This window comes from Rhodopila sp., assembly GCF_965277165.1.
Classification (GTDB): Bacteria; Pseudomonadota; Alphaproteobacteria; order Acetobacterales; family Acetobacteraceae; genus Rhodopila.
Map to the genome: position 1 here is coordinate 335,504 of NZ_CBDICE010000005.1, position 13,755 is coordinate 349,258.

Here is a 13,755-nt window from a genome sequence, read left to right on the forward strand (position 1 = left end):
CGCAGCAAAACCGATGTCAACAGCTTGCTGATCAACGCCGACCTACCAAGCGACATGGACCCCGCATCCCGATGCCGCCCGGCTTGCCGGGCCTAGTCGACGTCACTCACCACGGATCGATATATGGATACTTTTTGCCGGTTCTGGCCGCCACCGGCGGCAACCGCCGCAGACTGTTGGCGATCCAGTCGCGGGTATCGGCCGGATCGATGACATCATCGATCCCGCCACCGGCCGCAGCGTTTACCGCCTTCGCGCTGTCATAGGCGATCCCGGTCATTCGCTCGAATTCAGCCCGCCGAGCGTCGGGATCCTCGATCGCGGAGAGCTCCTTGCGATAGCCAAGCTTCACCGCGCCCTCGATATTCATCCCGGCGAATTCGGCGGTCGGCCACGCCACCGCGAAGAACCCCACCAGAGTGCCCGCGCCACACATCGCCTGGGCGCCCAGACCATAGGCCTTGCGCACCACCACGCTGAATAGCGGTGCGGTCATGTTGGCGCCCACGTTGAACAGCCGCGTGCAGTGACGCACCAGCGCGGTGCGTTCCACCTCCGGTCCGACCATGATGCCCGGACAGTCGATCAAGCTCAGCACCGGAATGTCGAACGCGTCGCATAGTTGCAGGAACCGCGCGCCCTTGTCGGCCCCGTTCGAGTCGATCGCGCCGGACAGGTGATACGGATTGTTGGCGACCACGCCCAGCGGCCGCCCCTCGACGCGGACCAATGCGGTGATCAGACCGATGCCGAACTTCTCACGGATTTCCAGCACCGATCCCTCGTCGGCGATGGTTTCGATGATCCGGCGCATGTCGTATAGCCGCAGCCGATTTTCCGGCACCACATGGCGTAGCCGCCGCTGGTCCGGCGCCTGCCACGCAGCGATCGATCCCTGGAAATAGGAAAGATATTTCTTTGCCGTTTCAACCGCGGCGGCCTCGTCCTTGACCAGGATATCGACCACCCCATTCGGCACCTGGACCGACATCGGTCCGACCTGCTCAGGCGTGTAGATTCCAAGGCCACCGCCCTCGATCATCGCCGGACCACCCATGCCCAGGGTCGATCCCTCGGTCGCGATGATCACGTCGCTGCACGCGACGAGCGCGGTATTGCCTGCAAACGTTCGTCCGTTGACCACCGCGACCAGCGGCACCAGGCCACTGAGTTGCGAGAACGTCGTGAACGTGTGCGTATCGACCGCGACGCGCGGCCCGATGTAATCCTCGCCCGGCCGTCCGCCGCCGCCCTCGCCGAACAGCACCAGCGGCAGCCGGAAACGTTGCGCCAGCTCGAACAGTCGGTCCTGTTTGTAGTGGTTGCGATGCCCCTGGGTGCCGGCCAGCACGGTATAATCATAATGCACCACCGCGGCGCGCGACCGCGTCTCGTCGAACAGCGTCCCGTTGATCGAGCATGTGCCGGCGACCACGCCGTCGCCCGGCGTGTTTTTGCGCAGCGCCTCCGCGGAGTTGCGCTGGTGCTGACGCGCAACCACCAGCGGCCAGTATTCCTTGAACGACCCTGGATCGACCAGTTGCGCGATATTCTCGCGCGCCATCCGATAGCCAAGCTTGCGCCGCCGCGCTACCGCGTCGGGCCGGTGTTGGTCGAGCGTCGGCGCATGGCGGTCAAGATTTTCCTGAAGATCGGCGCGGATATGATCCGGGTCCAGTTCGACGTTGGCAACCGTCGCGCCGCCTTCGACCTCGGCCGCTTCAAGAAAGACAATGGGAAACCCCTCTCGCACCACATCGCCCGCCACCATGCTGACCGCGCGAACGATGCCGCCGAACGGGGCAGAAATTTCGTGCTCCATCTTCATCGCCTCGACGACGGCGACCCGCTGGCCCTTGCGCACCGCATCACCGGTCGCGACGTCAAGCGCCACGACAGTGCCCTGGATCGGCGAGGTGACCCCTGATGAACCGTCCGGCCCGATCAGTTCCGCCCGCTGTTCCTCCGCCTCCGTCGCCTGCTCGGCCTTGACCTCGGCATCATGGGCGAACAGCGCCAGCGGGTCGCGGCTTTTGATTCGAGCGCCGGCGTAGCCAGCGTGATCGGCGGAGGGAAGCGGTGCTGTGACAAAGCGCTGGCGTCGCTGGTCATCAGCCGCGAGTGCCGCGATGTGCTCATCCACCCAGCGGGTATGGATGTTCCCAGCGGCAAAGTCCGGATGCTCCAGGATCGCACGTAGAAAGCCAATATTGGTGCCGACACCTTGCACCCGGAACTCGCTGAGTGCCCGCCTCGTACGCGCGGTGGCGACGGCAAAATCCGCCGACGGCGAATGCACGATCACCTTGGCGAGCAACGAGTCGAACGCGCCACTGGTGCGATAGCCGGCATAACCAAACCCATCGGTTCGCACACCGGGGCCGCTGGGCGCCTCATAGGCGGTCAAGGTCCCGCCGGCTGGACGCACCGCACCGTCCGACGCAATGGTCTCCATGTTGACCCGCGCCTGGATCGCATAACCCTTCGGTTGCGCGGTGCCTTCCCGGTCGAGCCCCAGTTCCGCCAGGCTGGCGCCCTGGGCCAACCGGATCTGGGTTTGCACCAGATCGACGCCCGTCACCGCTTCGGTCACCGTATGCTCGACCTGAAGCCTGGCGTTCGCCTCGATGAAGACGAATGGTTGTGCGCATGCCCGACCGGACACATCGACCAGGAACTCGAACGTCCCCAGGTTGCTATATCCGACGCTCTTGGCGAACCTCACCGCCGCGTCGATGATCCGGCACCGCAATTCATCGTCCAGGCCGGGCGCCGGCGCGATCTCTACGACCTTCTGGAAGCGGCGCTGCACGCTGCACTCCCGCTCGCCCAGGTGCGCGATATGTCCCGCCCGATCGCCGACGATCTGCACTTCCACGTGGCGCGCCCGAGAGATAAATTCTTCCACATACAGATCGTTCCGACCGACCGCCGCCTTCGCTTCGGACTGGCAACGAAGGAACGCCGGCTCAACGTCATGCGCCGCCAGCACCGCGCGTGTGCCGCGGCCGCCCCCGCCTGCGACCGCCTTGATCATCATCGCCCCGCCAGTGCCGAGCGAGGCAAGGAACCCGTGCGCCTCGTCCAGTGTCACGGCATGATCGAGGCCGCGTATCACCGGAACCGAGGCGGCGACAGCCGCGCCGCGGGCGCGAGCCTTGTCGCCGAAGAGTTCCAGTTGCGCAACATCTGGTCCGACGAAGGACAAACCCGCTTCACCACACTGGCGGGCGAAATCCGCCCGCTCGGCTAAAAAGCCGTAGCCGGGGTGAATGGCGTCGCAGCACGCCGCCTTGGCTGCCGCAATCATCGCCTCAGCGTTCAGATAGGCCACCGCCCCCTGCCCCGGCAAAGCTCGGTTTTCGTCGGCAATGTGCAGATGCAGACTGCGAGAATCGTCCTCGGAATAGACCGCGACCGAGGCAACCCCCATATCGGCCGCGGCGCGGGCGATACGGATCGCGACCTCGCCCCGATTGGCGATCAGCAGCTTGGTCACGCCCGGCGGGAGCATGCCTCAGTGAAACCTCTGACTGTGCGGACTGTGGCGCCCGCGAACGCCGGCGCCAAGCGTCACGTCAGCATGCGGAACGGCGGCCGTCAAATCGGCTTGCCCGGATGGCGTCGAGCGGCGTTATGATGCCAGTCCCAGCCAGGGCCACCGGAATGAAGCTGCTCCGATTCGTGTTCATGCTGTCGCTGCCACTGTGCGCCGCAACTACGCTGGCCGATGCAGGCAGTGCAGACGATTATCCAACCGACGCACGCGCCGAGTATGTGTTCGCCTGCATGGCAAGCAATGGACAGACGCAGCAGGCGTTGCGGCAGTGCTCCTGCTCGATCGACGTCATTGCCTCGATCCTGCCTTACGACAAATACGAAGAGGCGGAGACCGTGCTCCGCATGCGCCGAACCGCCGGCGGTTACCTTGGAGAGATGTTCCGGGCCGCGACGGCCAGCAACATGGTCCGAGACCTGCAGGAAGCCGAGGCGGAGGGCGAAATTCGATGTTTCTAGCTCGAACGCACCGCGATCAAGCCCGCGTGGCGGACCAGGACTGGTTGAACACCGACCCTTCGTTGTCCCGCGCCTCCGCCCGGAATTCCGTTGCGCCGTTCGGACGGTAGTCAAATCTGAATTCCGGGTTTTCCGAAATCGAGATCCCGCTTTCGATGGCAAGCAAAAGATCGTCACCCTGCCAGATGCTGATCGACGAAACAAAATGCGCCGGCACGTATAAGCGCGTCAATTGATCCATCTGCATCCCGGAGTTGTTGGGATGCCTTATCATGAACTGGATCTGTTGGCTGTCCGCATCGCTCGCTCGCGGGAACTGCCGCAGGCGCATGGTGCCGATTGGGATGGCATTGCCCTCCTGCTTGGCGGCGGGAGCTGAACACCCGCCCGCGGCCTTCACAAATCGCTCGGCCGCGAATAATCGGCCATCCGTCATTTCAGCGACTGCATGCATCTTGGTGTAGGAGTCCACCCGGATACGCGTGGACAGGCTCTTGATGCCGCTGTCCCTGCCGGGCGAAAATTTTGCCGCCAGCGGCGACGGATTTTGGTCCACAACCAGCGTCACACTGCGGATTCGTCGATTGTCGCCGGCTGGCAGCAGGCTATGGATACTGATCGGAACCACCGCCGCGTCTGCCGCACGATACGGCGCATCGATCGCCAGCACCGCGCTGCCGTCCTCGATCGGCCGGTCGTTGAAGATCTGCCCGGCCAGTGCGGGCCACGGATCGTCCCCGCTTTCACCTTTGGCCTCGGCGAGACGGCCAAACGCTCCGCTGGCCAGTGTTACCGCGATCGCCTGACGCCGAGATAGAAGCCGCAGCGCTCGCATGTTGTCGTACCTCCCAGACTGCTGCGCGGAAGATTTGCCCGCTGGCTCTTTTAGATGGCGGCTGAAGTGTGTATATCGCGACATGGTGTCGCCGTTCTAAAAAACTGCGCCACCGATAACTGGAATTGAAAACGAACAGGAGGCGACAAATGGCCTGGACACGTCCGGTTCTGCGTGAAGTCTGCATCGGCATGGAGATCAACGGATACCTCGCCGCTAAGATGTAACGCGCGGCGCACGTTATCACGGATGATTGAGCGACAGGCTGGACCGTTAGCCTTGGTGCTCGGTTCAGCAGCAGGCGGCGGGTTTCCGCAGTGGAACTGCGGGTGCCGTCTGTGTCGTCTCGCCCGCCTTGGGGACCCGAGAGTCCAACCCGCGACCCAGGCCAGCGTCGCGGTCACGGGTGATGGCGAGTCATGGCTGATCATTGGCGCATCCCCTGATCTACGTCAGCAGTTGTCGCAAAGCCCGCGGCTATGGCCCAGGACCGACGGTCGCGACACACCCATCTCCGGCGTCGTACTGACCGGAGGAGACGTCGATGCGATAGCGGGGTTGCTCGTGCTGCGGGAACGCCAACCATTCACCCTGTTCGCACCTGAACCGCTGCTGAAAGTGCTGGCGGAAAACGATGTGTTCAACGTGTTAGATCCGGCAATGGTGCGCCGGGTGGAGATTACCCCACTGCAGACGGTATCCTGCGGTACAAACCTCACCCTGACCTTGCTGCCGATGCCTGGAAAGGTGCCACTATATCAAGAGCAGGCGGGGGCAACCGAACCAGAGGCAGGCCCGAGCTATGCCGCCCTGGTGCAGGCGGATGGGCGCAACATCGTCGTGGCGACTGCCTGCGCCGAAATCTCCGACGCCGTGTTGGCCCAGTTGCAGGCCGCCGATGTGCTGTTCTTCGACGGCACGCTTTTCACCGATGACGAGATGATCGTCGCTGGCCTCGGCGGAAAGACCGCGACCCGCATGGGCCACGTACCGATCAGCGGACCGCACGGCGCGCTGACGCGGCTCGCCGAACTGCCGGCGCGCCGCATCTTTCTGCATATCAACAACACCAATCCGATCTTGCTGCGCGACTCCCCTGAGCGCCGACAGGTCGAGGCCGCCGGATTCGAAGTCGCGTTCGATGGCATGGAGGTGCGCCTGTGATCGGTCTTATGACGCCCGACGAACTCGAAGCCCGGCTGCGCGAGACCGGCGCCCGCCGCTACCACATTCACCACCCGTTTCATCGCATGCTGCACTCCGGCAAATGCAGCAAGGGACAGGTGCAGGCCTGGGCGCTGAACCGCTACTACTATCAGGCGATGATCCCGCTGAAGGATGCCTCCCTGATCGGACGCAGCGAGGACCAGGCGCTGCGCCGCGGATGGCGCAAGCGGCTGGATGACCACGACGGCGATGACGATCGGCCCGGCGGCATCGAACGTTGGCTCCGGTTGACCGATGGCCTGGGCCTGGATCGGGCCGACGTCACATCCACCCGGTTGCTGCTGCCGGCAACCCGGTTCGCGGTCCAGGCCTATGTCCACTACGTCCGCGAGCGCAGCCTGCTGGAAGCCGTCGCCTCCTGCCTGACGGAGATGTTCTCGCCGCAGATCATCACCGAACGAATGAGCGGCATGCTGGCACACTACGATTATGTCACGCCGGAGATCCTATCGTATTTCGACAAGCGGCCGCCGCAGGCCGAACGCGACGCGAGCTACGCGCTTGACTGGGTAAAGCAGCATGCGCGCACACCGGAACAGCAGCAGGCGGTGCTGGACACGCTGATGTTCAAATGCGACGTGCTATGGTGCATGATGGATGCGCTACATTACGCCTATGTCACGCCGGGCCTGATTTCACCCGGCGCGTTCGTGCCGGGTGACGCCGATGGATGAACCCGTCGTTCCGGAACGTCCGAAACTGGCACCCGGCGTTCGCCTGCACTTCGACAAGACCCGCAACGCTTGGGTCCTGCTATGCCCGGAAAAGATCATCGAGGCGGAAGGCCCGGCCAGCGAAATCCTGCGCCGCTGCAACGGCATTCGCACCGTGGCGGACATCATCGACGAACTCGCGACGATATTCTCCGCCGACCGCGCGGTCATCGCCCATGACGTGACCGATATGCTGACCGAGTTGGCGGGCAAAAGGCTGCTGGTCGCATGAGCACTCCGGCTCCACTTGGTCTGCTGGCGGAATTGACCCACCGTTGCCCGCTTGCCTGTCCCTATTGCTCCAACCCGCTGGAGCTCGAAGACCGGACCGACGAACTCGATGCCACCGGCTGGGCGGATGTGTTCCGCCAAGCCGCGGCAATGGGGGTCCTGCAGGTGCACTTGTCAGGCGGGGAACCGGCATCTCGCCGCGACCTGGTCGAGATTACCCAAGCAGCGAGTGAAGTCGGGCTGTACACCAATCTGATCACCTCGGCGATCGGACTTGATGCGGACAGACTAGGGCGACTGCAGGCGGCCGGTCTGGATCATGTACAAGTCTCGATCCAGGATATCGAGCCGGAGAATGCCGACCTTATCGCCGGCTACGCCGGTGCGCATGCCCGAAAGCTGGCATTTGCCCAGACCGTGACAGAGCTTGGCATGGCGCTGACAGTCAACGCCGTGATCCACCGAGCCAATATCGGCCACCTCACACCGCTCGTCGAACTCGCCGCCTCACTCGGGGCTGGACGCGTGGAAATCGCCCACGCCCAGTACTACGGCTGGGCGCTGCGCAACCGCGATGCGCTGATGCCGACGCGCGCGCAGATCGACCACGCCATGCGGGACCTGGATCAGCTCCAGTCCCGCTACGCCGGCAGGCTGGCAATCGACTCGGTCATCCCCGACTACCATGCCAGACGCCCGAAGCCCTGCATGGGGGGCTGGGGCCGGCGTTCGTTGAACATCACACCGTCCGGCCTCGTGCTGCCCTGCCATGCGGCGCAAACGATCCCCGGCCTGACCTTCTGGTCCGTGCGCGACCGCGGCCTGGCCGAGATCTGGGCAAATTCGCCCGCCTTCGAGGCGTATCGCGGAACCGCATGGATGAAGCAACCGTGCCGATCATGCGAGTTTCGCGAGATGGATTTTGGCGGCTGCCGCTGCCAGGCGCTGGCGATCGCCGGCGATGCCACGGCCACCGACCCGAGCTGCGATCTCTCCCCGCTGCACCGCCGAATCCAGGATCTGGCTCAGCAGGCGGCGGCGGACACGGACATGCGGTATGCCTATCGCGGCCGCCGCGTTACTCCCACTCCAGTTCGCTGAACGCCTCGGTTGCATTGCGCGGATTGTAGTCGTCGAACAACGCCCACCTGCCCCGTTCCGATTGACCGATCTGATTGACCGCCTGCGCCAACGGCACTCCGGCCGCGATCATCCGTCGCGTATCGTCGACAAGCACTGTCAGGTAGCGCTGCTCATCATCCAGCGCCTGTGGCCACGCGGCAACCAGCCGTCCATGGCCTGGAACCACGATCCTGGCAGGCAGTTTCGCCAGGCGTGGCAGAACCGACAGCCAACCCAAAACGCTGCCATCGACGACCGGCACGTGCCGCAGGAACACCAGATCGCCGGCAAACAGCACGCCCGTCGATTCGTCGAGCACAGTCAAATCGCAGTCGGTGTGCGCAGCGGGGCTCCAGGCCGTCAGCCGCAACCGCTTGTCGCCAAGATCGAGGGTCAGGTTATCGGCGACCAACAATGTTGGCGGGATAATGCGAACTTGCGCGATCGCCTTCGATCCCAGCGCTTCTCGGAACGACTTCAGATAGAAATCGCCGCGCTCCCGCATTTCTTCCGGTAGATTGTGATGGCCAACGAACGTCACCCCGCCGCCGAATGCGGCATTGCCGAAAATATGGTCCGGATGCTCATGTGTATTGATAACGTAACGGATTGGCTTGTTGGTGATCCCGCGGATCGCCGCCAGCAACGCCCGGCCGACCTGCACGCTGCCGCCGGTGTCGACCACCGCGACCGCATCTTTGCCCACAATGACGCCGATGTTCGCGATATCACCAGCGTTCGACCGGTCGGTAAGCGCGACTTGCCCGAAATGAGCCCAATCGCCCTCCGCCACCGGCCGGATCGAAAACTTTGCGGCTGGCGATGGAGTTTGCGCCCGCGCGCTACCGGGTCCGATCGCCATGATCGCAGCGAGCCAAAGCAGCGGAGAGTATAGGCAGTATCTACTGGCTCGCCCGCGATGGCCGATCATGGAAATTACCCCTGGCTGGTGAGGGCGCATGCATGAAAGGCAAGATGCGCCGCACGCGACTCAACAGTCTGTGATAACATGGAGATTCGGTAAGCCAGTGCTTGACCGCGCCGGGTCCTTGGTAAGGTATTCCGGTGCGTCCACGGTGCCCGGCAAAAGTTTCTTGCGACAGCCAAGAGATTGTCCGCGCGAAGCGCCGCCGCAGGAGGAAACAAATGAAAACGAACTTGTCGAGGCAAGTCGCGGTAGCCACGGTGTTGTCTTCCATGCTGTTGATCGGGAGTGGACACGCCCAAAACGCCGGCGGCGACGATCTTCTGAAAATGCAGCAAAACCCTGCCAATGTCGTCATGCCGACCAATACTTACGACAATCAGCGGTATTCCAAGCTGGACCAGATCAATGCCGGCAACGTCGGCAAGCTGCAGGTCGCCTGGACATTCTCGACCGGTGTTCTGCGCGGACATGAGGGCGGCCCCCTGGTTATCGGCGACGTGATGTATCTGTCGACCCCATTCCCCAACACAGTGTACGCACTCGATCTCAATAATGACGGCAAGATCTTGTGGAAATACGAGCCGAAGCAGGATCCGAACGTCATTCCGGTGATGTGCTGCGACACCGTGAACCGCGGAGTCGCTTACGGCGATGGCAAGATCTTCCTGCATCAGGCCGACACCACGCTGGTCGCATTGGATGCAAAGACCGGAAAGGTGGTCTGGTCGGTCAAGACCGATGATCCATCGAAAGGCGCCACCGGCACCGAAGCGCCGATGGTGATCAAGGACAAGGTTTACGTCGGCGTCTCGGGCGGCGAGTTCGGCGTTCGGGGGTGGCTTGCGGCCTACTCCGTCAACGACGGCAAACAGGTCTGGCGAGCCTATTCCGAAGGGCCGGACAACGAAATCCTGGTTGATCCGAAGAAGACGACCGAACTGGGCAAACCGATCGGAGAGAACAGCAGCCTCAAGAGCTGGCAAGGCGATCAGTGGAAAATCGGCGGTGGCGGAACCTGGGGCTGGTACTCATACGATCCGAAACTCAACCTGATCTATTACGGCACCGGCAACCCGTCGACCTGGAACCCCAAGCAGCGTCCCGGCGACAACAAGTATTCGATGACGATCTTCGCTCGTGACCCCGACACCGGGGAGGCGAAGTGGCTCTATCAGATGACGCCACACGACCAGTGGGATTACGACGGGGTCAATGAAATGATCCTGACGGATCAACAGATCGGCGGAAAGATGCGCCATTTGCTGGTGCATTTCGACCGCAACGGCTTCGGCTACACGCTGGATCGTGCCACCGGCGAACTTTTGGTGGCGGCCAAATACGATCCGGCGGTGAACTGGGCCACCAAAGTGGACATGGACAAGTCGAGCGAGACTTACGGTCGACCGGAGGTGGTGGCCAAATACTCCACCCAGCACAACGGTGAGGATACCAACACCCAAGGCGTCTGCCCGGCCGCGCTCGGCACCAAGGATGAGCAGCCGGCGGCGTTCTCTCCAGATACCGGGCTGTTCTACGTGCCGACCAACCATGTCTGCATGGATTACGAGCCGTTCCGAGTGTCCTACACCGCCGGGCAGCCCTATGTTGGCGCGACCTTGTCGATGTATCCAGCACCTGGCGGCAATAACATGGGCAATTTTATCGCCTGGGACGCCAAGGCCGGCAAAATCGTATGGTCGGACCCGGAACAATTCTCCGTCTGGTCCGGGGCATTGGCCACCAAGGGCGACGTCGTTTTCTACGGCACGCTGGAAGGTTACCTGAAAGCGGTTGACGCCAAGACCGGCAAGCAACTCTACAAGTTCAAGACCCCGTCCGGCATCATCGGCAACGTCATGACCTACGAACATGCCGGCAAGCAGTACGTCGCGGTGCTGTCGGGCGTCGGTGGCTGGGCAGGAATTGGCCTCGCCGCCGGGTTGACCGACCCGCACGCCGGTCTAGGCGCGGTTGGAGGATATGCCGCGCTGAACGATTACACCTCACTTGGCGGCACACTGACGGTGTTCGCTATTCCTGCAAGCTGATCGAGCTGGTTTCATTGCCGGCGCCGGGGCGCTGAACCTCGGCGCCGGTTTGTATTTTCATTCCGGATCAGGAAATTCATCGTGCACCGTATCCTGCGTGTCGCCGCCGTCGTGGTTGCGGCGTTGGCTCTGCCGTCAAGACTTGTCCACGCCGATAGCCCGATCGATCCGACCGCGGTCAAATCCGACAATGGCAAATGGACCGACAAGGACGGCAACCCAACATTTAAGGTCGAGCAGGATGGCACCGTCGACTGGTATACCTATATTGGATTTACCCGTTACTCAGCCGAATGCCTGCGGTGTCACGGACCGGATGGCTTGGGATCCACCTACGCGCCCGCGCTGACGGATTCGATGAAGCACTTAAACTACGCTGAGTTCTTTGCCACAGTCGCGGGCGGCAAGAAGGCCGTATCGGCATCGCAAGATCTGGTGATGCCGGCCGAGGGCCAGAACAAGAACGTGATGTGTTTTATAGACGAAATATATAGTTATCTGCGCGGGCGCAGTACTGGTGCGGTGGGCCGCGGACGACCGACCAAGCATGCGCCAAAACCGGCCGGGTTCGAAAAGGCCGAAGACGAATGCATGGGCTAGGATGATCGCACCAGTTTGGGGAAAGCCACGATTTCTCCGGCTGTGCGTCTGGCATCTGCTGGCGCTGCTTCTACTCGGCCATCGCGCCGCTGCTCATGCACCTGGTCTCGGAGGATCGGTCGAATTGGTCGATCCCAAGGTCTTCCGGGTGTGCGCCGATCCCCACAACCTGCCGTTCTCCAATCAGCAGGGGCAGGGATTCGAGAACAAGCTGGCGGAACTTTTCGCTCGCAAGCTGAACGAGCCCACAAGCTATACTTACTTCCCTCAGGTAATCGGATTTGTCCGCAATACGTTGAATGCACTGCGCTGCGACGTGATCATGGGCACGGCGGTCGGCGATCCCCTGGTGCAGACCACCAACCCGTATTACCGCACCACCTATGCTCTCGTATTCAGACCGGACAGCGGATTGAACGGGGTCGATAGCCTGGCCGACCCGCGTTTGAAGGATAAGCGCATCGGCATCGTCGCCGGCACGCCGCCGGCCACCATCCTGGCCGAGGACGGGCTGATGGCCGCGGCCAAACCATATCCTCTCACGGTCGATACACGCTCGACGTCATCCCCCCAGATGATGACCGACGACATCGCCGCGGGTCGGATAGATGCGGGTGTGTTATGGGGGCCGATGGCCGGCTACTACGCCCAGCGCACCACCCCTCATCTCACCGTTGTGCCGCTGCTGAAGGACGGACCCCATATGGATTTCCGCATTGCCATGGGTGTGCGCCGGACCGATCAGGATTGGAAGCGCCGGCTCAACCGACTGATCGCGCAAAACCAACCGGAGATCGACAAGATCCTGGCGGACTACGGCGTGCCGATGCTGGATGAGCAGGGACAACCCAAGCTGCAATGACTCCACAGCCTGCAACCATCGCTGTTTTCGCCACCGTGCTGATCGGGGCCGCCACGATTGCCCCCGAACCACCTGGCTATCGGATGGAGCGATACCGCGCCCCGACCCCGGCGACCTTGGCGGGCGCCACCGTCCTGACCACCGAGCAGGCCCACGCCCTGTGGTCCGATCGGCGGGCAGCGTTCATCGACGTGTTGGCCCGGCCACCGCGACCCCGGGGGCTACCCCCGTCCACGATCTGGCATCCGAAACCACGCGCCGATATCCCCGGCAGCATCTGGCTGCCGGATACCGGATACGGCGCCCTCGCACCGGTCATGGAGACATATTTCAGCAATGGTTTGGCGCAGGCTTCAGCAGGCGATCGAGGCCGCGAACTGGTATTCTATTGCCTGAAGAATTGCTGGATGTCGTGGAACGCGGCAAAGCGAGCGATGACACTTGGCTATACACATATCGTCTGGTACCCGGACGGTACGGACGGCTGGGAAGCGCATGGCTTTCCGACCGAGGCGCGCCAGCCGCTGCCGCGTCCCTCGGCCAGCGAATGATCAGCCAAGCTCCTGCTGTATCTGGCGCGCAAGTGAGAATAGCCGCTGCTCGATCTTTCCGGGCACATCGCAAGCGTAGCTCAAGGCCTGACGGCGATCCTGAAACACCTCCGCCTCCCAGGTCACCTTCTGCGTCATCTGCTGCACCGCGTTTGGGTCGGATGTGGAAGCGGTTTGCAGCGCCCGCAACTTTTCGTTGTCGGCACGGAGTTCTGCAGCAAGCTCTTTCTGCCGTCCACCAAAACGGTCCAGACCCGCCATCACGCTATCCCTCTCTTGGCCCAGAACATCGAACAATCCAGCCAGCACCAGAAGCAGCCGAGGCTGCTTCTGGTCTCCGGCGTGCTGCGCGAAATCGTGAACCAGCCCCTGTGCGTGCTCGATCGGCTCGCGTCGCGGGGCCAGCTTTTCCACCAGGTCGGCTACCGCGGGATCGTCTTTCCAGGCTGTGCCACCGGTATCGATAGCCGGGCCGGACCAGACCGCCGCGATCGACAGTTCCGGCACCTTGATCTGCTGACAGGGCCAATCAGGATCGCGCGCGCCCGGAGGCTGGGCAAGGCAAGGCACCGAAGCAAGCAATCCCACCGCCACGATCGCCTGACGGATCACGCCGCGGCT

General features: G+C 62.8%; 14 protein-coding genes. 10 read left to right on the forward strand and 4 right to left on the reverse strand.

Annotated elements, in window-relative coordinates; all coding sequences use genetic code 11:
* Window positions 1-106 precede the first annotated feature (106 nt).
* On the reverse strand, window positions 107-3,514 hold the full coding sequence (locus ACQY4Y_RS02080; RefSeq protein WP_428488905.1) for a carboxyl transferase domain-containing protein: 3,408 nt from the start codon (window positions 3,512-3,514) through the stop codon (window positions 107-109).
* 152 nt (window positions 3,515-3,666) lie between these two features.
* Here ACQY4Y_RS02080 and ACQY4Y_RS02085 point away from each other — a divergent pair, with 152 nt between their 5' ends.
* A complete protein-coding gene (locus ACQY4Y_RS02085; RefSeq protein WP_428488906.1) occupies window positions 3,667-4,017 on the forward strand; it encodes a hypothetical protein in 351 nt (116 codons plus the stop codon).
* 16 nt (window positions 4,018-4,033) lie between these two features.
* On the opposite strand, the gene ACQY4Y_RS02090 is transcribed toward ACQY4Y_RS02085, so the two are convergent.
* Window positions 4,034-4,852, reverse strand: a complete 819-nt coding sequence (locus ACQY4Y_RS02090) for a quinoprotein dehydrogenase-associated SoxYZ-like carrier (protein WP_428488907.1) — start codon at window positions 4,850-4,852, stop codon at window positions 4,034-4,036.
* A 149-nt stretch (window positions 4,853-5,001) separates the two neighbouring features.
* Here ACQY4Y_RS02090 and pqqA point away from each other — a divergent pair, with 149 nt between their 5' ends.
* The 5 genes from pqqA to pqqE are packed head-to-tail and all read left to right on the forward strand — an operon-like array spanning window position 5,002 to window position 8,124.
* Window positions 5,002-5,079 (forward strand): pyrroloquinoline quinone precursor peptide PqqA, encoded by a 78-nt coding sequence (gene pqqA / locus ACQY4Y_RS02095; protein WP_428490719.1) that lies wholly within the window; start codon window positions 5,002-5,004, stop codon window positions 5,077-5,079.
* Window positions 5,080-5,101: 22 nt separating this feature from the next.
* Window positions 5,102-6,016 (forward strand): pyrroloquinoline quinone biosynthesis protein PqqB, encoded by a 915-nt coding sequence (gene pqqB, locus ACQY4Y_RS02100; protein ID WP_428488908.1) that lies wholly within the window; start codon window positions 5,102-5,104, stop codon window positions 6,014-6,016.
* Entirely contained in the window at window positions 6,013-6,753 is a 741-nt protein-coding gene (gene pqqC / locus ACQY4Y_RS02105; RefSeq protein WP_428488909.1) for a pyrroloquinoline-quinone synthase PqqC, read from the forward strand. The genes pqqB and pqqC overlap by 4 nt, the downstream gene beginning before the upstream one ends.
* A complete protein-coding gene (gene pqqD, locus ACQY4Y_RS02110) occupies window positions 6,746-7,024 on the forward strand; it encodes a pyrroloquinoline quinone biosynthesis peptide chaperone PqqD (protein WP_428488910.1) in 279 nt (92 codons plus the stop codon). The genes pqqC and pqqD overlap by 8 nt, the downstream gene beginning before the upstream one ends.
* A complete protein-coding gene (gene pqqE, locus ACQY4Y_RS02115; RefSeq protein ID WP_428488911.1) occupies window positions 7,021-8,124 on the forward strand; it encodes a pyrroloquinoline quinone biosynthesis protein PqqE in 1,104 nt (367 codons plus the stop codon). Before pqqD ends, pqqE begins: the two co-directional genes overlap by 4 nt.
* Here pqqE and ACQY4Y_RS02120 read toward each other — a convergent pair.
* A complete protein-coding gene (locus ACQY4Y_RS02120; RefSeq protein WP_428488912.1) occupies window positions 8,102-9,106 on the reverse strand; it encodes a quinoprotein relay system zinc metallohydrolase 2 in 1,005 nt (334 codons plus the stop codon). The genes pqqE and ACQY4Y_RS02120 overlap by 23 nt on opposite strands.
* Window positions 9,107-9,291: 185 nt before the next feature.
* On the opposite strand from ACQY4Y_RS02120, the gene xoxF5 reads away from it, so the two are divergent.
* The 4 genes from xoxF5 (at window position 9,292) to ACQY4Y_RS02140 (ending at window position 13,134) form a co-directional block, all read left to right on the forward strand.
* On the forward strand, window positions 9,292-11,121 hold the full coding sequence (gene xoxF5 / locus ACQY4Y_RS02125) for a lanthanide-dependent methanol dehydrogenase XoxF5 (protein WP_428488913.1): 1,830 nt from the start codon (window positions 9,292-9,294) through the stop codon (window positions 11,119-11,121).
* 81 nt (window positions 11,122-11,202) lie between these two features.
* Window positions 11,203-11,721 carry a c-type cytochrome, methanol metabolism-related gene (locus ACQY4Y_RS02130; RefSeq protein ID WP_428488914.1) on the forward strand — a complete coding sequence of 173 codons (519 nt, stop codon included), beginning with the start codon at window positions 11,203-11,205 and terminating at the stop codon, window positions 11,719-11,721.
* A 1-nt stretch (window position 11,722) separates the two neighbouring features.
* Complete coding sequence (locus ACQY4Y_RS02135) at window positions 11,723-12,583, forward strand: substrate-binding domain-containing protein (protein ID WP_428488915.1); 861 nt, start codon at window positions 11,723-11,725, stop codon at window positions 12,581-12,583.
* Complete coding sequence (locus ACQY4Y_RS02140) at window positions 12,580-13,134, forward strand: PQQ-dependent catabolism-associated CXXCW motif protein (RefSeq protein ID WP_428488916.1); 555 nt, start codon at window positions 12,580-12,582, stop codon at window positions 13,132-13,134. Before ACQY4Y_RS02135 ends, ACQY4Y_RS02140 begins: the two co-directional genes overlap by 4 nt.
* Here the strand turns inward: ACQY4Y_RS02140 and ACQY4Y_RS02145 are convergent, their stop codons facing one another.
* Window positions 13,135-13,746, reverse strand: coding sequence for a hypothetical protein (locus ACQY4Y_RS02145; RefSeq protein WP_428488917.1), 612 nt, complete (start codon window positions 13,744-13,746; stop codon window positions 13,135-13,137).
* Window positions 13,747-13,755 lie beyond the last annotated feature (9 nt).

Excerpts from the sequence above, each read along its gene's own strand:
- pqqD (WP_428488910.1), top strand. The coding sequence starts at position 6,746 with ATGGATGAACCCGTCGTTCCGGAACGTCCGAAACTGGCACCCGGCGTT.
- pqqB (WP_428488908.1), top strand. The coding sequence starts at position 5,102 with ATGATTGAGCGACAGGCTGGACCGTTAGCCTTGGTGCTCGGTTCAGCA.
- pqqE (WP_428488911.1), top strand. The coding sequence starts at position 7,021 with ATGAGCACTCCGGCTCCACTTGGTCTGCTGGCGGAATTGACCCACCGT.
- ACQY4Y_RS02080 (WP_428488905.1), bottom strand. The coding sequence starts at position 3,514 with ATGCTCCCGCCGGGCGTGACCAAGCTGCTGATCGCCAATCGGGGCGAG.
- ACQY4Y_RS02120 (WP_428488912.1), bottom strand. The coding sequence starts at position 9,106 with ATGCGCCCTCACCAGCCAGGGGTAATTTCCATGATCGGCCATCGCGGG.
- ACQY4Y_RS02090 (WP_428488907.1), bottom strand. The coding sequence starts at position 4,852 with ATGCGAGCGCTGCGGCTTCTATCTCGGCGTCAGGCGATCGCGGTAACA.
- ACQY4Y_RS02085 (WP_428488906.1), top strand. The coding sequence starts at position 3,667 with ATGAAGCTGCTCCGATTCGTGTTCATGCTGTCGCTGCCACTGTGCGCC.
- ACQY4Y_RS02140 (WP_428488916.1), top strand. The coding sequence starts at position 12,580 with ATGACTCCACAGCCTGCAACCATCGCTGTTTTCGCCACCGTGCTGATC.
- pqqA (WP_428490719.1), top strand. The coding sequence starts at position 5,002 with ATGGCCTGGACACGTCCGGTTCTGCGTGAAGTCTGCATCGGCATGGAG.
- xoxF5 (WP_428488913.1), top strand. The coding sequence starts at position 9,292 with ATGAAAACGAACTTGTCGAGGCAAGTCGCGGTAGCCACGGTGTTGTCT.
- ACQY4Y_RS02135 (WP_428488915.1), top strand. The coding sequence starts at position 11,723 with ATGATCGCACCAGTTTGGGGAAAGCCACGATTTCTCCGGCTGTGCGTC.